This is a genomic window from Sphingobacterium olei, assembly GCF_005048855.1.
Classification (GTDB): domain Bacteria; phylum Bacteroidota; class Bacteroidia; order Sphingobacteriales; family Sphingobacteriaceae; genus Sphingobacterium; species Sphingobacterium olei.
Genome location: NZ_SUME01000011.1, coordinates 128,272 through 147,563, shown reverse-complemented (window position 1 = coordinate 147,563; position 19,292 = coordinate 128,272). Strand labels below are relative to the sequence as shown.

At 38.5% G+C, this 19,292-nt stretch carries 19 protein-coding genes and 1 rRNA gene; 8 read left to right on the top strand and 12 right to left on the bottom strand.

What is annotated here, in order from left to right:
* A 5S ribosomal RNA gene (rrf, locus tag FAZ15_RS23190) occupies positions 1–83 on the top strand; the annotation flags it as partial.
* A gap of 149 nt (positions 84–232) precedes the next feature.
* Here the strand turns inward: rrf and FAZ15_RS20715 are convergent.
* From FAZ15_RS20715 to FAZ15_RS20705, 3 genes are all read right to left on the bottom strand, one after another.
* Positions 233–2,098, bottom strand: a complete 1,866-nt coding sequence (locus tag FAZ15_RS20715) for a CocE/NonD family hydrolase (protein WP_136903280.1) — start codon at positions 2,096–2,098, stop codon at positions 233–235.
* A gap of 138 nt (positions 2,099–2,236) precedes the next feature.
* Positions 2,237–3,109, bottom strand: a complete 873-nt coding sequence (gene sucD / locus FAZ15_RS20710; RefSeq protein ID WP_136903279.1) for a succinate--CoA ligase subunit alpha — start codon at positions 3,107–3,109, stop codon at positions 2,237–2,239.
* 82 nt (positions 3,110–3,191) lie between these two features.
* The gene (locus tag FAZ15_RS20705) at positions 3,192–3,722 is read right to left on the bottom strand and encodes an RNA methyltransferase (protein ID WP_136903278.1); all 531 of its coding nucleotides are present in this window, start codon (positions 3,720–3,722) and stop codon (positions 3,192–3,194) included.
* A gap of 194 nt (positions 3,723–3,916) precedes the next feature.
* On the opposite strand from FAZ15_RS20705, the gene rpsT reads away from it, so the two are divergent.
* Positions 3,917–4,171, top strand: coding sequence for a 30S ribosomal protein S20 (gene rpsT / locus FAZ15_RS20700; RefSeq protein ID WP_136903277.1), 255 nt, complete (start codon positions 3,917–3,919; stop codon positions 4,169–4,171).
* Between the two features lie 100 nt (positions 4,172–4,271).
* On the opposite strand, the gene FAZ15_RS20695 is transcribed toward rpsT, so the two are convergent.
* Together FAZ15_RS20695 and FAZ15_RS20690 are read right to left on the bottom strand one after the other, a co-directional pair.
* Positions 4,272–5,066: a 3-keto-disaccharide hydrolase gene (locus FAZ15_RS20695; protein WP_238387329.1), complete on the bottom strand. Its 795-nt coding sequence runs from the start codon at positions 5,064–5,066 to the stop codon at positions 4,272–4,274.
* A gap of 166 nt (positions 5,067–5,232) precedes the next feature.
* Positions 5,233–6,045 (bottom strand): AraC family transcriptional regulator, encoded by an 813-nt coding sequence (locus FAZ15_RS20690; RefSeq protein ID WP_136903275.1) that lies wholly within the window; start codon positions 6,043–6,045, stop codon positions 5,233–5,235.
* Positions 6,046–6,256: 211 nt separating this feature from the next.
* On the opposite strand from FAZ15_RS20690, the gene FAZ15_RS20685 reads away from it, so the two are divergent.
* On the top strand, positions 6,257–7,747 hold the full coding sequence (locus FAZ15_RS20685; protein ID WP_136903274.1) for a succinate CoA transferase: 1,491 nt from the start codon (positions 6,257–6,259) through the stop codon (positions 7,745–7,747).
* Position 7,748: 1 nt separating this feature from the next.
* Here FAZ15_RS20685 and gldG read toward each other — a convergent pair whose 3' ends face one another.
* The 6 genes from gldG to FAZ15_RS20655 form a co-directional block, all read right to left on the bottom strand.
* Positions 7,749–10,148, bottom strand: coding sequence for a gliding motility-associated ABC transporter substrate-binding protein GldG (gene gldG, locus FAZ15_RS20680; protein WP_136903273.1), 2,400 nt, complete (start codon positions 10,146–10,148; stop codon positions 7,749–7,751).
* A 111-nt stretch (positions 10,149–10,259) separates the two neighbouring features.
* Entirely contained in the window at positions 10,260–10,838 is a 579-nt protein-coding gene (locus FAZ15_RS20675; RefSeq protein ID WP_136903272.1) for a porin family protein, read from the bottom strand.
* A 51-nt stretch (positions 10,839–10,889) separates the two neighbouring features.
* The gene (locus FAZ15_RS20670) at positions 10,890–11,600 is read right to left on the bottom strand and encodes an ATP-binding cassette domain-containing protein (protein WP_136903271.1); all 711 of its coding nucleotides are present in this window, start codon (positions 11,598–11,600) and stop codon (positions 10,890–10,892) included.
* Positions 11,601–11,604: 4 nt separating this feature from the next.
* The gene (locus FAZ15_RS20665; protein WP_136903270.1) at positions 11,605–12,135 is read right to left on the bottom strand and encodes a shikimate kinase; all 531 of its coding nucleotides are present in this window, start codon (positions 12,133–12,135) and stop codon (positions 11,605–11,607) included.
* A gap of 1 nt (position 12,136) precedes the next feature.
* On the bottom strand, positions 12,137–13,342 hold the full coding sequence (locus FAZ15_RS20660; RefSeq protein ID WP_136903269.1) for a BT_3928 family protein: 1,206 nt from the start codon (positions 13,340–13,342) through the stop codon (positions 12,137–12,139).
* 6 nt (positions 13,343–13,348) lie between these two features.
* Positions 13,349–13,894 carry a DUF1599 domain-containing protein gene (locus FAZ15_RS20655; protein WP_136903268.1) on the bottom strand — a complete coding sequence of 182 codons (546 nt, stop codon included), beginning with the start codon at positions 13,892–13,894 and terminating at the stop codon, positions 13,349–13,351.
* Positions 13,895–14,311: 417 nt separating this feature from the next.
* Between FAZ15_RS20655 and FAZ15_RS20650 the strand changes: the two genes are divergently transcribed.
* The 4 genes from FAZ15_RS20650 (at position 14,312) to cysM (ending at position 17,221) form a co-directional block, all read left to right on the top strand.
* Entirely contained in the window at positions 14,312–15,109 is a 798-nt protein-coding gene (locus tag FAZ15_RS20650) for a HipA family kinase (RefSeq protein ID WP_136903267.1), read from the top strand.
* Complete coding sequence (locus FAZ15_RS20645; protein ID WP_136903266.1) at positions 15,087–15,470, top strand: DUF3037 domain-containing protein; 384 nt, start codon at positions 15,087–15,089, stop codon at positions 15,468–15,470. Before FAZ15_RS20650 ends, FAZ15_RS20645 begins: the two co-directional genes overlap by 23 nt.
* A 69-nt stretch (positions 15,471–15,539) precedes the next feature.
* A complete protein-coding gene (locus FAZ15_RS20640; RefSeq protein WP_136903265.1) occupies positions 15,540–16,349 on the top strand; it encodes a serine O-acetyltransferase in 810 nt (269 codons plus the stop codon).
* On the top strand, positions 16,349–17,221 hold the full coding sequence (gene cysM, locus FAZ15_RS20635) for a cysteine synthase CysM (protein WP_136903264.1): 873 nt from the start codon (positions 16,349–16,351) through the stop codon (positions 17,219–17,221). Before FAZ15_RS20640 ends, cysM begins: the two co-directional genes overlap by 1 nt.
* Before the next feature lie 51 nt (positions 17,222–17,272).
* On the opposite strand, the gene FAZ15_RS20630 is transcribed toward cysM, so the two are convergent.
* Positions 17,273–17,965: a hypothetical protein gene (locus tag FAZ15_RS20630; RefSeq protein ID WP_136903263.1), complete on the bottom strand. Its 693-nt coding sequence runs from the start codon at positions 17,963–17,965 to the stop codon at positions 17,273–17,275.
* 229 nt (positions 17,966–18,194) lie between these two features.
* Here FAZ15_RS20630 and FAZ15_RS20625 point away from each other — a divergent pair, with 229 nt between their 5' ends.
* Positions 18,195–19,286, top strand: a complete 1,092-nt coding sequence (locus FAZ15_RS20625) for an MBL fold metallo-hydrolase (protein ID WP_136903262.1) — start codon at positions 18,195–18,197, stop codon at positions 19,284–19,286.
* Positions 19,287–19,292: the final 6 nt, after the last annotated feature.

Below are 19,292 nucleotides of genomic sequence, written 5' to 3'. Positions count from 1 at the left end.
CTTCCCATTCCGAACAGAGAAGTCAAGCCCGCCAGAGCCGATGGTATTGCCGTAACAGGTGGGAGAGTAGGTCGGTGCCTTTTTTTATACAGAGCCCTTGCTGGAAACAGTAAGGGCTCTTTTTTTGTGCAACTCCTTGCAAAATTGCTGTTATTATCTTAATTAAGATAGTTATGTCTTTCCAAAAGGAGACATAGATCCTAACATGATTAAATCCCTAAAAAACAGTTTTCTAGGGATTTAATATTGAAAAGCGAATCACACTTTTATTATCTTGATCGAAATGCAAGCGATGTGTGTTTGGCTTGAAATCTTCGGGCTCAGCATTATAGATGTCCATAAATTGATTTGGGTTTCTGTCTACTAATGGAAACCAGCTGTGCTGTATTTGAACCATCAATTTATGACCTTTTTTGAACGTATGTGCTACATCCGGAAGTTTGACATTAACACTGGTAATTTCATCGGGATTGAATGGTTCGGGATTACTAAAGCTATTTCTGAATTTTCCTCTTAAAATTTCACCACGTACAAGCATTTGATACCCCGGCATCACAATTTTTTCGGAAAGAGGAGATGTAGAGTCACTTGTGTCGGGATAGACATCAATTACTTTTACAACGAAATCTGCGTCTGTTCCTGTCATCGATACCTTTAAATTGGCTGTAATAGGACCGACAATAGTCAAGTCTTCTGTTAGCGGATCAGTTTCAAACACGATAACATCTGGTCTATTTGAGGCGAAACGTTGATCATTTATCATATATTCCCTTGTCCGATCGGTAATTACACCCTCTTGAAAAGGCACGGGTTTCGCCGGATCGGAGTAGTATTGGATGTAGGTGTGTTTCGATTTGTTTTCTTGTTGTCCTAATTTCCCATTTGGAAGCAAAAATAATTCGGTAGATGTTATTTCCTTAGGAGGCCATTGTTCAAAATTTTTCCATTCGTTAGATCCGGATATATATACAGTAGCTTCCGCGGGTCTGAAATCGCCTTTTCCTTTCAAATAATACTCGAAAAAAGGTAGTTCTATGTTTTTTTGATAATAATGGCTTGTTTTCTCACCAAACCTGATATCTCCAAAGCTATCGCCTTTTGATCTTACCCAACCCCCGTGATACCATGGTCCAATGACCAATATATTATTATTGTTAACGTTTTGTTTTTCGATGGTCTTATATGTTTCAAATGTTCCGTAGACATCCTCTGCATCAAAGGTCCCTCCTACAACCATAACGGCGGGCTTTACGGTATTGAGATGATTGGTAATCGTCCTATTCATCCAAAATGTATCAAGAGTGGGGTGTTTGGCTAGATCATCCCAGAATTTTACTGTATGACTTAGATATTTTGCTTTAAGACCCTTTAGTGTCGGATTTTCTAAAAAGAATTTGTAATAGTCTTTGGAAGGTAATTGGAATCCTTTGGGGCTATCTGCGTTCGTAACGGGTTTGGGTCTGGAAGCATCAAAGGTGTACATAAACCTGAATGCGTCCATCAAGAAGAGTGCTCCTCCGTGATGGAAGTCATCGCCTATAAACCAGTCCGTTACGGGAGCTTGTGGGGAAACTGCTTTTAGAGCAGAGTGGGAATCGATCAGCGCTGCTGATGCATAGAAACCTGGATAGGATATACCATACATACCTACATTGCCATTATTTTCCTTTAGATTTTTAACCAACCAATCAATGGTATCGTATGTGTCTGTGCTTTCATCTATTTTATGGCTGTTTTCGATAGTACGGGTTGGTCTGATATTTTCAAATGTACCTTCGCTCATCCATTTACCGCGTACATCTTGATAGACAAAAATATAGCCTGCTTTGGTCATTTCTGGAAAATTACCTAAATAGGTCTTCATTTTTTCTACGCCGTAAGGAGCAACCGTGTAAGGGGTGCGGTTTAATAAAATAGGATACTTTTGCGCATTATTTTTTGGGATATAAATGGAAGTAAACAGGCGTACACCATCTCGCATCGGAATGTATTGTTCAACTTTTGTATAGTTATTTTTGATGTACTCCTCATTAATTTCCTGTGCATAAACAGTAATAACGAGAAGAAAATATAATACGGTAAAGAAAAATCTATTCATATCGGTAAATTTCGAATTATCTAATGATGAAGTGAAATTAAATAAAATTTGTCGTATGAAAGAAGTAGATAGAATTTCAAAACATAAAAAAAGCTCGAAATTATTTCGAGCTTTTTTTATGTTAAATAAACGGACAGTTTATTTTGCTAATTCTTCAGCGATAGCTTTTCCAATTTCAGCAGGAGATTCTACCACGCGAATGCCGCACTCTGCCATGATTTTCATCTTTGCAGCAGCAGTATCGTCTGCGCCACCAACGATTGCACCGGCGTGTCCCATACGACGTCCCGGAGGCGCTGTTTGTCCCGCGATGAAACCAACTACTGGTTTTGTTCCGTGTTCTTTAATCCAATGAGCTGCTTCTGCTTCCATTCCGCCGCCGATTTCGCCGATCATAATGATAGCTTCAGTTTCTGGATCATTCATTAATAGCTCTACTGCTTCTTTTGTAGTAGTACCGATAATAGGGTCGCCACCGATACCGATAGCTGTAGTAATACCCAGTCCTGCTTTTACTGTTTGGTCAACAGCCTCGTATGTTAATGTACCTGATTTAGAAACTACACCTACATTACCTTTTTTGAAGATAAATCCTGGCATGATACCAATTTTAGCTTCTTCAGCAGTGATGATACCTGGACAGTTAGGGCCGATTAAACGGGAGTTTTTATCACTTAAATATGATTTTACCTGAATCATATCTTTAGTAGGAATACCTTCAGTAATACATACAATTACTTCTATACCTGCAGCTGCAGCCTCCATAATAGCGTCGGCAGCGAAAGCGGGAGGTACGAATATGATAGAAACATTAGCACCAGTTTTGTCTACGGCATCTTGTACAGAATTGAATACAGGACGATCGAGGTGAGTTTGGCCTCCTTTGCCAGGAGTTACACCTCCAACAACTTGTGTTCCGTACTCAATCATTTGACTTGCGTGGTAAGTACCTTCGGTTCCTGTAAAACCTTGTACGATAACTTTAGAATCTTTATTGACTAATACACTCATTTGTTCTGTTTTTTTGCATAGCAAATCTACTATTTTGCATTGACTTTCGAAAATTTGCTTGGTTATAAATACCAAATAATTATTAAAATTTCATTTTAGTCATAAAATCCCACAGCACTATTCCAATCGTGACGGAAACATTAAAAGAATGTTTGGTTCCGAATTGCGGAATCTCAATGCAGGCGTCTATTATTCCCATAATCTCCTCACTCACACCGTTTACTTCATTGCCAAATACTAAGGCATATTTTTCTGTAGCAAGGGGTTCAAAATTGTTTAACATAATGCTCCCTTTTGCTTGTTCAACGGCAATAATTTTATATCCTTGTTCCTTTAGGGCTATTATTGCTTGCAAACTGTCTTTCTGATAAGACCATTGAACCGATTGGGTTGCTCCTAGCGCTGTTTTCTCGATTTCACGATGTGGCGGTGTGGCGGTAATACCACAAAGAAAAATCTGTTCTATTGCAAATCCATCAGCTGTCCGAAAAGATGATCCCACATTGTGCATACTACGTACATTGTCTAATACGATAGTGATTCCTGTTTTCTCCTGGTTTTTGAAAGTTTCTAGATCTGTGCGGTTCAGCTGATCCATCGATAATTTTTGCATATCTTCAAAATTAAAAAGTCAAAAGTAAAGATTATCCTTGATGAGCTTGTTAACGTACGAGTAAAAAATTAAAAAGGACATGTTATAAGGAAATAATGAAAGAAACTTTAAAATAGATTTTGATTAGTGGAATTAACTCGTTATTTTTGCAGTCCGAAATATAGTAAAAAAGAAAATAAAATTAGCTAAGAGAAATGGCAAATCATAAATCAGCGATCAAAAGAATTAGAGCTAACGCTGCGAAGCGTTTAAGAAATCGTTACCAAGCAAAAACAACGCGTAACGCAATTAAGAAATTACGTACTACTACTTCTGCAGAAGAAGCACAAGCATTATTGCCTCGTGTAATTTCAATGCTTGATCGTTTGGCTAAGAAAAACGTAATTCACAAGAAAAAAGCTTCTAACAACAAATCTAAATTGACTAAATTAGTTAATAAATTAGGTTAATTTTTTAGAAATAGAAATAAGAAGGGATGTATTCATTTACATCCCTTTTCTTGTTGTGCATGATAGTATAAAAGACCGGCTTCATCAGACGGTCTTTTAGCTATTTAATGATCTGCTGGATGATGCTATTCAACTTTTCCGGACTCTCTTTATATGCGGATAGATCATATAATTCGACTTTTCTAAAATCGATGGGGTGGCTCTCACTTTGTAGGTAAATATAACCTTCTGCTAATGCTTTGCCATCTGGTTTTGCCTGTTTGTCAAAACTAGATACATTACCGCCCCCAACCTGAGGCTTAGTATATTCTAATACAGTTTTACCTTCCAGTACATGTCGTATAATGGAATCTCCCAGGACAACGAAATCTGCTGTTACCCACTCATCTCCATGATAGGTCTTGGAGGTAGAACTGGTACAATGTGGCGTAAAAAGTTCGTTCATGTAATGTACATGGGTGCCTGGAGTGCATAAATTAGAGGTAGTACGCTCAGACGTGCCATCACCACCCAGAAATTGTCCTTCTATGGAAATCGGAAAATCTTGATCTTTTAACATACTTTGTGGAGATTGTCCATGCAGCATTGCGCCACTATTACGCCAAGCCCAGCCTTCGCCACCTTTTGCTTGCTCGCCAACAAACCGGTATTCGACACGAAGGATATAATGCCCAAACGGCTTATTGTAAGCTATGTGTCCATATTGTTGTTTGAACTCATCATAACCATCGTATCTTACTTTTAATAATCCGTCTTCTACGCGGAAAGTCTGGGCATAATTTTCACCTGTTTCGTGAAGTCTGATTTTTGGCGTCCAATCGTTCATATCCTTCCCGTTAAAAAGTTGGATCGGAACAGGCACTTTTACACTCGGGTTATCAATATGCGAATTCATGCCGCAAGACATAGTTGATAACATAAATAGGCTTAGTAGTATTGGGGTTAATTTCATCTGTATATAATTACTCATTATTTGTATTCAATGGAATTTATGAATGCTTGGTATTTACTTCGTGAGCTCTCGCAAGCTCCGTTATTCATTTTCATACTAGGGTAAATGGTTAAATCAAGGTGTTTTTGTTTTTGACGTAATCACTGGGTCTCACACCAATAATCTTATTGAATGTATTGCTGAATGTAGGTAAGCTACTATATCCCACCTTTAATGCGACTTCGTTGATGCTTAATTTATCATCCAATAGAAGCTTTAAAGCCGTTAACATTCTTAAGATGGTATAGTACTGAATGAAAGACATGTTCAGCTCTTTTTGAAATAGGCGGGCTAATGTACGTTCGCTAACGTCAAATTTTGAAGCTAGTGTTTTAAAGTTGATATTTTCGGAAATGTTGGCTTCTAGAAATGCAACGATATCTTTTAGCGTTTCATGCTGTGGGTAGGGTAAGGCTAAGGGAAGTTCGGAACTAGATAGCTCAGGTAATACCAGCTTAAAAGCTTTTGCAATTGTGTATTTAGTTTCTTCTGCCGGGAATATATTGCCATTCCAGCGGTTCGTGAACATAATGAGTTCGATCAGAAGATCGTTGACTGGGTATATGTTGATTTTATCATAAAAATCTGTATCTGTTTCAAATATAGGGAAATAGAGGTTGCGCATAATCACATTTGGAGAACTGGGATGGATGCTGTGCTTAATGCCCGGCGGAATCCAGATATAATGTCTTGCAGGTAGAAAATATGATTTTTGGGATGTTTTCAGAAATACGACTCCGCCTTCTGTATATAGGAACTGACCTTTTTTATGCTTATGTTCGGTAATCACACTGTCGCCCAACAGTGCATGATGACAATATATACTATCTGCAACAGCATCTACTTCGGTTATGTAATATTTGTTTACATATTCCTTCTCCATAAACGTTCTTATATTAATCTTTAAATCTCCTTAATTTTAGTTAGAAAACCAAAAAAGTAGGGAATTATTAAGAAGTTAGTCGTAAGCAGGTTCCGTTAATTAAGTAATTGTCTTGTTTGAATAAAATGCTAACCGTAATAATAGTTAATATTGTAGATCATTTTTATGGATAAGATAGATACCTATATTTGATAACAAATTGAATTATAATATGTCATACGAAAGAATACGTTTAGAAAGTCTGAAAGATAAAGTAATGACTGCTGAGCAGGCAGCTCTTCTTATTAATAACGGTATGGTGGTAGGCTCGAGTGGCTTTACAAAAGCAGGGGATAGCAAAGCAGTTCTTCCAGCATTTGCATCGCGCGCAAAAAGTGAGAATATAAAAATAACATTAATGACCGGTGCGTCACTAGGTCATGATACGGATGGTAAATTAGCGGAGGCTGGAGCGTTGTCTAAGCGTATGCCCTTTCAAGTGGATCGCACGTTGCGAAATAAAATAAATGCTGGAGAAGTACTATTTATTGATCAGCATTTAAGCGAAAGTGCAGAATTGTTGCATAATAAAAACTTACCTCCTGTTGATATTGCTGTGATAGAAGTCGCTTATATTGACCGGGATGGAAGTATTGTTCCCACTACATCAGTAGGTAATTCGGTGACATTTGCTGCTTTAGCGAAACAAGTTATTTTGGAAATTAATACAGCTGTATCTGAAGATGTGTATGGTATCCATGATATTTATCAGGCGGAAGATTATCCATATCGCAATGTGATCCCTATCGTAGCACCTTGGAATAAGATCGGTCGCAAAACGATTCCATTAGATCCCAGTAAGGTTGCAGGGATTGTATTCACCAATATGTTAGACAGTCCGGCTGATATTGCGGCAGCTGATCCAAAAACTACCGCTATCGCAAAGCATATTTTAGCGTTTTTTGAAAATGAAGTTCTTCTCGGTCATTTGACAGACCGTCTTCTACCTATTCAAGCGGGGATTGGTAAAGTGGCAAATGCGGTATTAATGGGGTTTAAAGATAGTAACTTTTACGATCTTACTATGTTTTCAGAGGTATTGCAGGATAGTACATTTGACTTGATCGATGCCGGTAAATTAAGTTTTGCTTCGGCTTCATCGGTTACCGTATCTGCAGATTGTTACCAGAGGGTATTTGGTAATTTGCAAAAATACAGGGACAAGTTTGTTTTACGACCGCAAAATATTTCGAATACACCGGGTTTAATCAGACGTTTGGGTATTATTGCAATTAATACGGCAATCGAATTTGACATATATGGCAATGTAAACTCAACGCACATTTCAGGTTCGAAAATAATGAATGGTATAGGTGGATCCGGAGATTTTGCACGTAATGCCTACTTAAGTATTTTTGTTACGCAGGCGGCTTCAAAGGAAAATGTAATCTCGCACGTATTGCCGATGGTATCACATGTGGATCATACAGAGCATGATGTAGATATTTTAGTTACGGATGTTGGACTAGCTGACTTAAGGGGGTTAGCGCCCCGTGAGCGCGCTCAAAAAATTATCGATAACTGTGTCCATCCAGATTATAAAGAACAGCTACAGTCATATTTTAACCGCGCCTGTGAACGTGGAGGCCATACCCCACATGTATTGGAAGAAGCCTTTAGCTGGCATTTGCGGTTAGCGGATACGGGCACCATGAAAAAATAGGCTATGTATATTTCTTCTTGCGTATATATTGTTGAACGAAACCGATAAGGAATAATAGAAGGAGAGGAAGCGCAATGTTAATCATCTGCCATTCCAATTTTTTGTCCTTTACTTTCGCTTGATCGAGTAAACGGAGCTTAACCTCTCTGTTTCGCAATGAAATCAGGCTTTCTTCATTCAAGAGATAATCAACGATATTTTCTAAGAATATTTTGTTGGCAAATTGTTGTTCCGTATAACGATCCCAACCTAATGGATAGGGAGATTGATCTTTTGTATTTACTTGATTTATCAGCCAGTCCCCATCGGAGATTACGAGCATTTTCGCAGGATTTGAGATACTCGATAGATCGATCGGCGATGTGATACCGGATGGAGTAGGGCGATTTTCAAAGATATAGGGGAACTTTCCGGAAAGTAATACAGCAACAGGTTGGGATTTGGTCTGGAATTTAGCAGGATCAGGTTGTTCTTCCACCATTTGTAAGGATAGCGTAGCAGGGGTGTTGAGTAAGCGGGTAAAAGGGGAAGTCTGCAGAATCACTTCTTTTTTTATCCCTGCCGTTGCAATGGTGTCTATGGTGCCGATAAACTCAGTGTGTATCCCATCTAAATTTTTGACAATGGGATGTGTGCTGGTCGGCATGAGAATCGGAAAGAAATACCAGGGCGCAAGTTCAATCTGCGCTTTCCCAGCAATATTTCCAACAGATAATGGAATCTGCCCACAGTTTAGGTCGGCAACCATGTTATAGTTTAAGCGGGCTCCGTATAGGAAAAGTTGGTCATCTATATTTAACTGTCTTCCTATTAGGGGCTGGCTACCTTTTGATCTTAGGTTTTCAAGACCGGCGTCGAGTTGGTCTATGGCCCAAATGACGCTCCCTCCGTGGCGGATAAAAAAATCTAATTTGTACTTTTCACTTTCCGAGAAAGGTTGAGTAGGTTTGGCGATGACAATAACCTGCATCTGCTTCAATCCGCTAAAATCTATGGAATCCAAATTAATTCTTCCTACTTGATTTCCCGCGGTGAGGGTATGCATCGCATCGTATAGTTCCAAATCACTAGGTTCACCATGTCCTTCGGTAAATCCGATATAGGATTTTTTTTGAGCTACAACTTTTTTAATCGCTGAGGCGAAAGCATATTCCAAGTTTTGAATGGAATTATTTAATACTTGTTCGGGATCTGCTCCGGTTTTATTTTGAAGTAAGTTGACATTGACCTCCAGCTCTTCGGTATTGACAATAGCGGCAGGGAAAATAAGTTTTTGAGAAAATCCGCTTTCGGATTTTACACTTAAATTGGTGGGATAGAGCCCCTGGTTTATCAACGCTTGTGTATACTCCTGTTGCTGGTTTTGATCTCCTTCCAGTGGGTCAACCAGATTTATTTTAATCCGGTCATTAGAATATGTTCTTAAGTCGGAAGCCATGTCGATAGCAGCCCGGCGTAACCGTTTGAATCCGCTGGGGAGTTCTCCGTCCAAGAAAATCGTAATGTAAACCTCACTATCTAAGTTTTTAACAAGGTCTTTAGACGTTTCTGTGAGGGTAAAACGCTTGTCTTCGGTGAAATCTATCCGGTCGAATTGATTGTAAAAAAAGGATTGGTTTAGGAGCAATAGAATGACGATTGTTGTCAAATAAACTGTAAACGTTTTTTTTCGAGGATTAAATAACCTACCCAAATGACCGATGGAAAATGTCAGAAATAAAATAGAGAAACTAACGAAATAAATAAAATCCTTTGCTGCTAAAACTCCTCTACTAACGGCATTGTAATGGGATTGTATTCCTACAGCGTTTAGCTGGTCGGCAACTGCTATAAAAACTGCCAGCTGGCTTATGGCGACAATGCCATAGTAGGCAATGAAACAGAGAAATACCGAAACCAAAAAAGCAATAACGGGGTTTTGCGTAAGTGATGAACAGAAAATACATAACGCGGTAAAAGCGCTGGAAAGTAATATTAATCCCAGATAGGAGCCAATCGTTGCTCCCAAGTCAATATTGCCCTTTGGAAATGCAAGTAAATAAATCGTAATTGCGTAGACTATTGTCGGTAATATCGCTAATACAACAATGGTCAAACTACCTAAATATTTTCCAATAACAATTTGCTTCAATGAAATAGGTCTACTCAGGAGTAGGTCATAGGTGCCATCTGCTTTTTCTCCTGCAATACTACGCATTGTAATAGCGGGGACTAAGAATAAAAGTAAATAGGGAGCAATTGAAAAAAAGCCTTCTAACGAAGCGTAACCTGTATCTAAAATAGAAGAATCCGGAAAAAACCATAGCAGGAGGCCTGTTAACAGAAGGAATAATCCGATGGCTAAATATCCGATAAGCGAATTAAAATAACTTGCTACCTCTTTTTTGTAAATGCTAAACAATACGTTCTCTTTTTAATTTGCTTCGAAATTAGGAAAATGATTGCGCTAAAGCAAGAGAGCACAAATCCTCGCGATCTGTGCTCTCTCAAGTTGTATAAAATTAAGCGTGTTTTACCTGTTTCCTGGTAAGTAGATCTGGAATCCAACTCCAACTCCTAGTCCAGTCTGTTTCTCACTTATATTGACATTTGCCTTTGAATAATTATATCCTAAAGTGGCTTCAAGGGCTACAGTTTGAGTAATAAAGTGTGCATAACCTACGTTTGCACCTAGTGCAAGCCCTACATCACTACCGGCGCTACTTCCAGCAATACCCACATTTCCGTGAGCGAAAAATCTCCCGGTGGAGCTTGCCCCCTCCGGAAAATAATAACGTATAAAAGGAGCTACCCCATATGTCCATTCATTGTCTGTATCGGGGATAGTTTTAAGACCCAGATTCACTTCGGCCCCCAAAGCTATTCCGTCCGAAATAAAATATCCGGCTCTGGGCTGAATGGCAGCATTGAAAGATTCGGCTTCGAAACTGTATCCGATATTACCGATGGATCCACCTACCATCCAATTTCCTGCCTTTATAGGAGTAAGGCCTACATTTGCCGACGTTTGGGGAGTGGTGTTGATTTGTTGGGCATTTGCTAGGGAAACAATACCCATAGCAATAGCTAATAATAGTAAATATTTTTTCATGTCTTTGTTCTTTATAGTTGGTTTATAAACAACCGGCAGGAAAAAAAGTTTTTAGGAGCGGGTAAGTTGAACGAAAATTTCTTCCATACTTTGATTCGGAAATCTTATAGCAGCGTCAGATTTAAGGAAATGATCTTTTAATATTCCCTTATCAAGAACAATGATTTCATCACATAGGATTTCCACTTCTTGCATAATGTGTGTAGACAACAGCACTGTTTTATTTTTGCTTAACTCTTTGATAAGTGCTCTTATTTCCAGTATTTGATTAGGGTCAAGTCCAGATGTAGGCTCGTCCAAAATTAAAATTTTAGGATCATGTATAATAGCCATTGCAAGACCGACACGTTGTTTGTATCCTTTCGACAACTGATGCACTCTCTTGTGTTTCTCTTGTGTTAGACCGGTGAGCGATATTACTTGCTGGATTCGATTTTTAGGATTGGGAATCCGATGTAAATTGGCTTCAAACGTTAATATTTCCTGAACGTACATATCCATATATAGCGGATTATTCTCAGGAAGGTAACCGATTGTTTGTTTTGCTTTGATCGATTCAAGGCGGATATTGATGCCGTTTATTAAACATTCTCCTTGGTCAGCAGGAAGGATGCCTGCTAAAATTTTCATCGTAGTAGACTTTCCCGCACCATTCGGGCCAAGAAAACCTATGATATGATTGGATTGGGTTTCAAAAGTTATGGATGTCAATGCTTTTTGACTGCCATAAGTTTTAGTGAGATTTTTTACCTGAATCGACATACGCTTAATATTGGGTATTCTCTCCCTGATATTTTCTTATAAGTTCGATTATTTCTTCCAAGGGGGTGTGGATCTGTTCGAACTTTATATGAGCTTGCTCGTAATACCTTTTTCTTTCATCAAGTTTATTTTCGATAAAAGAAAATAAACTTTCACCAGATAATCCTTTTAATACGGGACGTTTATTGACGTCGGATTGACTTAGTCTAGCGTAAAGTGATTTTGGCGTATGATAAAGATACAGAGAAAGTCCGTTGTTTTTTATCCACTCCATATTGTCGTAGAAACACGGTGTTCCTCCTCCTGTGGAAATTACAGCATGCTTGTCTAGTTGTTTTTTTAGGAATTCGCTTTCTAACACACGGAATTGTTGTTCTCCGTGTAACGAAAAATATTCGGGAATAGACATTTCAATATGTGCAACTATTTCGTGATCGAGATCAATAAACGGAATTTGTAGTACTTGAGCGATTTTTTTTCCCCAAGTCGTCTTACCACTCCCCATAAAGCCTATTAAAAATATTGGTTTCCCCATATTAATGACCTTGAAAATAAGTTTTTTCTAAATTTTCTTTGTTCGGAAAAGATTGCTTCGACCATTTGTTTATCACTACACCATTTTGTAGAAGTAATACCCCAGGATTGGATCTAACCATGCTTTTTAACGGGACTGCATCAGCATAAAAAATTTCCAGTACTAAGTCTAATTGATCATTCAGGTAGTTTGCATCGCTAGAAGAACTTGATGTTAGTAATGTGGCTCTAATATTGTAATCTTTGGAAAGATTCCTTATGGTTTCATTAAGTTTATCTAAGGCAAGAAAATCTGTGGGCGACAGTTTTGTTACGTCCGTGCTTACGACTACAAAATTGTAATAGGGATTTGTGATGATTTCTTGTGTTACGTTGTTGCCTTCTGCATCTGAAATATTCAGATCAGAGATTGGTATTTGATACCCTTTTTTTATCAGTTTGGTTTCTGGTTCGCCTACGATTTCCCAGTTTTCATCCTCCCATATTTTTTCGTCCATATACACCTTATCGGTCACCTTCTTGTTTTCGCCTGTAGTTTTATGTTTTATGGAATATATATGTTGGTATTCATCTTGCGGTGCGTCTTCGGGAATCTCCATTAATTTTGGGATATTATTACCAACTTTGTAGGGTAAGAAGTCAATGAAAGGTAGAAAATAAACGGTATAGATACCTATTCCGAAGGAAGCAACGATAATTAAAAAGGTAACTAAATTGCGGGAGAAATTGTTTTTAATGACGGGCTTTAGTTGTGCTCTGTAAACGAATATATATAGTACGAAAGCTAATAGGATAAGGTCTTTTATAAAAGATTGCCATGGAGTAAGGGGAATTGCATCTCCAAAGCATCCGCAGGATGTCACTACTTCAAAAAAAGCCGAATAGAATGTTAAAAACGTGAAAAAAATAATCAAAAGCAACAATCCCCAAGCAACTTTTTTTCCGGCAATCCCAAGCAATAATAATGCACCTAGAATAATTTCCAAAGCACAAATGATGACAGCAATCCATGTGCTGTAATCATTTAGAAAATTCATATGGAATACATGAAAATATTCTTGCAGTTTAAAACCAAACCCCATAGGATCATTGGCTTTGATTAATCCAGAGAAGATAAAAAGCAAACCTACAAATAACCGTGATATCCAAAGTAGGATATTGGTTTTTTCGGATCTGGTATTATAAGCGGTGTAATATGAAGTTGACATTTCGTTCTATTTTTGTTCAGCTAATCCTAATTTTATTAATGCAAATACAGCATAATTTAGCATATCTTGATAATTGGCTTTCAAGCCTTCTGACACTAAGGTTTGACCGTCGTTGTCTTCAATTTGTTTGACACGATGAATTTTCATCAAAATGAGATCCGTCATGGATGAGGTACGCATATCACGCCATGCTTCGCCATAATCATGGTTTTTAGCGAACATTAAATCTCGCGTCTCATTTACTTTTTCGGCATATTGTTGAGCGACCCATATGGGATCAAGGTTTTCTTCCCCACCTTCACCGAGTTCAAGTTGCATTAGTGCAATAACACAATAATTAATGATACCAACATATTCATCGATGATGCCTTCACCTACTTTGGATACTTTCTTTATTTCCAACGTCCGTATACGCTGAGCCTTGATATAGATCTGATCTGTAATAGATGAAAGCCGTAAGATGCGCCAGGCTGTACCATAATCTTTCGTTTTTTTAATAAATAAATCTTGACAATAGTTTATTACATTATTGTATTCCGTAGTCGTATCCATATGAAATTTTATATTGCTGTATAAGCAAAGTATTGACACAAACTTAGATAAAATGCTTTGCATTCGCCAAAGCCTAATAGAAAAAATACGATTCGCAATTTATTTTCTATGCAATTGTAGTCGCATTGAATATACTGTTGGAGCCAGCTATATTTGTGTAAGAGGGCATAAATTTCAAGAAAAGGAATAATTATATTATTTTAGACAAATAAATAGTTTCGGTGAGCTCAGAAACTCAGTTCTCCTCAGCGTTTGAGAATTTATTTATAGAGGAAACAATTATGATTTTTCTACCGTAGTTAAGGCTCATAAGTACTAACAAGAAATAATCAAACACAAATAAATTACACGGTGGAATGAATGAAATCATCGTATCTTCATCAACTTTAAAAAACAATTTTTTACGGATGAAATAAAATGAATATAAAGAAACCAGAAATACGACATGTAAACATCATCCGTTATGTACAGCCTTTCCGAGAGGGAGGTTCACTTCCTGCTTTGGTGGATGCGGATGACGGTTTTAGTTACGTCATTAAGTTTAGAGGTGCGGGGCAAGGTAAAAAGGCCTTAATAGCCGAATTAATAGGAGGGGAATTGGCTCGGTATCTAGGGTTGCGAATGCCTGAAATGGTATTTGCTGAGTTGAATGAAGCGTTTGGGCGTACAGAGCCAGATGAAGAAATTCAAGATTTATTGAAGTTCTCTGTGGGTAAGAACCTGGGGGTACATTTTCTGAGCGGTGCGATCACTTTCGATGCCAATGTAGATGTTATTAGTGAGGAGGAAGCTTCGAAAATTGTATGGTTGGATGCCTTGCTGATGAATGTTGATCGTACTCCCCGTAATACCAACATGTTGATCTGGCATAAAGAATTGTGGTTGATAGACCATGGAGCTTCCCTATATTTTCACCATTCGTGGGACAATTGGGAAGCACAGGCCGCGAAACCATTTATTCAAATAAAGAACCATGTTTTAATAAAAAATGCCGCGCAGGTAAGAAAGATAGATGAAGAATATAAGCCATTATTCACGGAACAACATATTCGTAACATATTGGCTATTATACCAGACGAGTGGTTGTTACAAGAAGGACGTGATATTTCGCCAGAAGAATCTAGAGCGATATATGCTGAATTTATTATGCGTAGAATTACCCATTCCGAAATTTTTATAAAGCAGATAGAACATGAGCGAGAGAACCGTATATGAGTATGCCATAGTGCGGGTGGTTCCTCGGGTTGAGCGAGAGGAATTTGTAAATGTAGGAGTGGCGCTCTACTGTAGAAAACAGCGGTATGCTCATGTTAAGATCCATATAGATGCTTCCAAGTGTATCGCATTAGATCCTGCAATCGACTTAGATCTGATTCATCGTCATTTGGAGTCATTCGTAAAAATATGTGCGGGAGAAAAAGGGGCTGGAAAGATTGCCGAATTGGATCAAACGGAACGTTTTCGTTGGCTCACAGCGAAAAGGAGTACACTTATCCAGTGTTCGGTAGTCCATCCCGGGTTGTGCTATTCAGCAGAAGAAACTCATCGGGAATTATTTGATAAATTAGTTCTATAGGCTTGATAGATTTTATCGAAAGGATTATTACCTTTGCTTGTCTAGAGAAATATATGTCTAGGAAATACTATGAAAGATTTTTACAATCACTTATATCAGAAGCAACTCGAAGTTCAGGATATGCCGAGTAATAGACGTATTGCCGAGTGGGCTACACATGTGCTTCACCTGTTGTTTCCGGAGCGGAATTCGAAAAGTTTCCAAAGTGTGGAAGAGATAAAATTGGCTTTCGAACAGGCAGAAGTTGAATTATTTGAACTCTTGCTGAAAACTAAAGCTTGCTCACACTGTGATAATCGAAACGTCGCTACGGTTTTTTTTAAGGAATTGCCAAAGATTTATGCGCGTATGTTGACGGATGCTCAAGCAATAGTAGACGGTGATCCGGCTGCGCGTAGTATTCGAGAAGTGATTCGAACCTATCCAGGATTCACTGCTATCTGTATGTATCGTATAGCACACCAACTTTGGACACTGGGTGTGCCCTTGATCCCACGGATTTTGACGGAGCATGCACATTCTAAGACGGGTATAGATATTCACCCGGGTGCCAGGATTGGCGAATATCTATATATTGATCACGGTACCGGACTTGTAATCGGGGAGACTTGTATTATTGGGAACCATGTGAAATTATACCAAGGTGTCACGTTGGGGGCGTTGAGTGTTGCAAAATCAATGGTGGATACGCAGCGTCATCCTATTATCGAGGATTATGTGATTATCTATGCAGGGGCAACTATTTTGGGAGGAGAAACGGTAATCGGCCACCATTCCATTATTGGAGGGAATGTATGGTTGACCAATAGCGTAGAACCATATACCACGGTATATCATTTACCCAATTCAAAATTCATTGACTCAAAACCACTAGTATAATGGGAAATATAATTGATTCTATCGGGAATACGCCTTTAGTAGAAATTACCTCGTTTCATTCCAATCCGAAGGTACGAATTTACGCGAAAATGGAAGGGAATAATCCGGCGGGTTCGGTAAAAGATCGTGCTGCATTGAACATGATCCGTTCGGCTTTAGAAAGGGGAGAAATCACAAAAGACACTAAGCTTATTGAAGCTACAAGTGGCAATACGGGTATTGCGTTGGCGATGATTGCCGGTATGTATAATTTAAGTTTAGAATTGGTAATGCCATCAACCTCTACTCGCGAGCGTATGTTGACTATGGAGGCGTTTGGAGCGAAAGTGACGTTGTTAGATACGATGGAAATCTGTCGTGATTATGCAGAAGAAAAGGCAGCGACGGGAGAATATTTTATTCTGAATCAATTTTCCAATCCAGATAATTATAAGGCACACATCAAGACTACCGGACCTGAAATTTGGCGTGATACGGAAGGTAAAATAACACACTTTGTAAGTGCAATGGGTACTACGGGGACCATAATGGGGAACTCTATTTTTCTAAAAGATAAGAATCCAGCAATCCAGATTATAGGATGTCAGCCTACAGAAGAATCTTCCATTCCGGGGATTAGAAGATGGCCCAAGGCCTACTTACCGAAAATATTTGATGCGTCAAGGATAGACAGGGTTATCGATATTTCTCAACAGGACGCTACCGAAAAAGCACGGGAGCTCACGAAAAGGGAAGGGATATTTTCAGGTATGAGTACAGGAGGTGCTTTTCATGCTGCGCTGCAGGTTGCGAATGAAATTGAAGAGGGTGTGATTGTATTCATTTCCTGCGATCGAGGAGATCGATATCTGAGCTCTGATTTGTTTGGCTAAGTGCTAAATCATCATGTCAACTGCCTACTGGCAGTCGACATGATGAAATTTTTATTCCCTGCTCCAAATCTCATATATGGGATCTCCTTTTGAACTGTTTCCAGAGTGATGCCATTCGTTATCTTTGATTTCTCCTTTGAAATTCAGATGATTCCCGACACGCGAGTTATCACGGGAAAAGAAAAGTAGATGTTCGGTATATTGTTGGTCTTTGTGTGCGTAATGGCCTCCGCCTGTCCCATAGAAGCCTTTTACCGCGGGATTGATGGCCACCCATTGAAAATAACCATCCACCAGAATTTTTATTGTTTTTCGGTCTCCACGTTGTATGGTACTTATTTCATTGCCCTGTTTCCGCCCGCTAATTCGCCATACACCATCAAGATCCTGAATTTTAGCCGGTTGCTTTTTGTAAACGGTCCCTTTTTGATCTTTGAGATTAGTACCATCTTGTTGTATTGGCAATTCTTGTGTTGTACCAACTTCACTGCTGTCCTGATCGCTGTATTCTAGACTGATGGATAGCGTTTTTCCATCATATTTAAAAGGACCTCCCTTTGTAGAGCGATACGCTTTATCCTGATAGATGATCTGCGAACTGTAACCGTCTGTAAAAAGCCACAGGGTATTTATATCCGACGTCTTAGCATGATATACTCCATTTAATGAGGATGACGGTTGGGAAGAGACCGGAATTGTAAAGAGAAGGCCTATTCCGAAAATGATGGTAGATAGCGATTTCATGTTTATAATATATTGGTATTATTAAGAGTACGTAAAAAATATCAGAAATATATTCGTCTAGTGTTTTTTGAATGCCGGGCGTTGATATCACATAATAGATAACATCTGATAGTTAAATTGGTTTTATTTTATTTCTACATTAAATCAACAATTCGCACAAATTCCGGAATTGCTTATTTTGTATTTTAGCAGCGAAATGAAAAATGCTAAAAAAAACAAATATAGAAAAATGTACATCTTCTTTATTATCATTGCTGTTTTGTTGGGAGTTGGTGTCGTCTTTTTAAAACATCCACTCTTTGGCAAAGCAGCGTCGGGAGAAAGACTTCAGCGTATCAAACAATCTAAAAACTTTCGTGACGGTGAGTTTCAGAATCTCTCGCATACACCTGCAATGACGGAAGGTGTTTCTTACTTTGGTGTGATAAAGGAATTACTATTTGCTAAAGTAGAGGAAGCTTATCCAATTGACAGTATACCACACGTACAAACAGATTTAGCGGAATTTCCGACTGATATGGATGGATTAGTTTGGTTCGGACATTCGTCTTATTATATGCAGATAGAAGGAGTGAAATTTTTAGTTGACCCGGTATTTACTAAGAATGCTTCGCCCCTTTATGGTACAAATAATGCATTTAAAGGAGCGGATCTGACACTTTCTGACGATATGCCGCATCTGGATTACTTAATCATCACACATGATCATTACGATCATTTAGATTATACCACTTTTCAACAGCTTAAAGACAAAGTAAGTCATGTTATTTGTCCTTTGGGAGTTGGAGAACATTTGGAATTTTGGGGATATCCTTCTGAACAAATAACAGAATTGGACTGGTATGAAACTATAAAGTTAAAGAATAATATGTCGCTTACGTCTACGCCAGCAAGACACTTTTCAGGCCGATCTTTTAAAAGAAATCAAACGCTTTGGACATCCTATGTGTTAAAAGCAACCAATTTGAAGATATTCGTAGGTGGGGATAGCGGATACGACACGCATTTCAAGATGATTGGTGAAAAATATGGGCCATTTGATTTAGCTATTTTAGAGAATGGACAATATGATTATAAATGGAAATACATTCATATGATGCCGGAAGAAGTGTTGCTGGCAACACAAGATTTGTCTGCTAAACGTGTATTACCCGTTCATTCGGGAAAATTTAAACTCGCTAACCATCCTTGGAAAGAACCTCTGGAAAAGGTTACTTCGTTAAATGATGACGGTCCAAGACTCTCTGTAATAACACCCATGATAGGTGAGCTAGTTGATTTTCGAAATGAAAACCAGTTATTCCAACGGTGGTGGAAATAGGGAGTT

Bases quoted from the DNA above. Each gene is read 5' to 3' on its own strand.
- FAZ15_RS20715 (WP_136903280.1), bottom strand. From the start codon at position 2,098: ATGAATAGATTTTTCTTTACCGTATTATATTTTCTTCTCGTTATTACT.
- sucD (WP_136903279.1), bottom strand. From the start codon at position 3,109: ATGAGTGTATTAGTCAATAAAGATTCTAAAGTTATCGTACAAGGTTTT.
- FAZ15_RS20705 (WP_136903278.1), bottom strand. From the start codon at position 3,722: ATGCAAAAATTATCGATGGATCAGCTGAACCGCACAGATCTAGAAACT.
- rpsT (WP_136903277.1), top strand. From the start codon at position 3,917: ATGGCAAATCATAAATCAGCGATCAAAAGAATTAGAGCTAACGCTGCG.
- FAZ15_RS20695 (WP_238387329.1), bottom strand. From the start codon at position 5,066: ATGAATTCGCATATTGATAACCCGAGTGTAAAAGTGCCTGTTCCGATC.
- FAZ15_RS20690 (WP_136903275.1), bottom strand. From the start codon at position 6,045: ATGGAGAAGGAATATGTAAACAAATATTACATAACCGAAGTAGATGCT.
- FAZ15_RS20685 (WP_136903274.1), top strand. From the start codon at position 6,257: ATGTCATACGAAAGAATACGTTTAGAAAGTCTGAAAGATAAAGTAATG.
- FAZ15_RS20675 (WP_136903272.1), bottom strand. From the start codon at position 10,838: ATGAAAAAATATTTACTATTATTAGCTATTGCTATGGGTATTGTTTCC.
- FAZ15_RS20670 (WP_136903271.1), bottom strand. From the start codon at position 11,600: ATGTCGATTCAGGTAAAAAATCTCACTAAAACTTATGGCAGTCAAAAA.
- FAZ15_RS20665 (WP_136903270.1), bottom strand. From the start codon at position 12,135: ATGGGGAAACCAATATTTTTAATAGGCTTTATGGGGAGTGGTAAGACG.
- FAZ15_RS20660 (WP_136903269.1), bottom strand. From the start codon at position 13,342: ATGTCAACTTCATATTACACCGCTTATAATACCAGATCCGAAAAAACC.
- FAZ15_RS20655 (WP_136903268.1), bottom strand. From the start codon at position 13,894: ATGGATACGACTACGGAATACAATAATGTAATAAACTATTGTCAAGAT.
- FAZ15_RS20650 (WP_136903267.1), top strand. From the start codon at position 14,312: ATGAATATAAAGAAACCAGAAATACGACATGTAAACATCATCCGTTAT.
- FAZ15_RS20645 (WP_136903266.1), top strand. From the start codon at position 15,087: ATGAGCGAGAGAACCGTATATGAGTATGCCATAGTGCGGGTGGTTCCT.
- FAZ15_RS20640 (WP_136903265.1), top strand. From the start codon at position 15,540: ATGAAAGATTTTTACAATCACTTATATCAGAAGCAACTCGAAGTTCAG.
- cysM (WP_136903264.1), top strand. From the start codon at position 16,349: ATGGGAAATATAATTGATTCTATCGGGAATACGCCTTTAGTAGAAATT.
- FAZ15_RS20630 (WP_136903263.1), bottom strand. From the start codon at position 17,965: ATGAAATCGCTATCTACCATCATTTTCGGAATAGGCCTTCTCTTTACA.
- FAZ15_RS20625 (WP_136903262.1), top strand. From the start codon at position 18,195: ATGTACATCTTCTTTATTATCATTGCTGTTTTGTTGGGAGTTGGTGTC.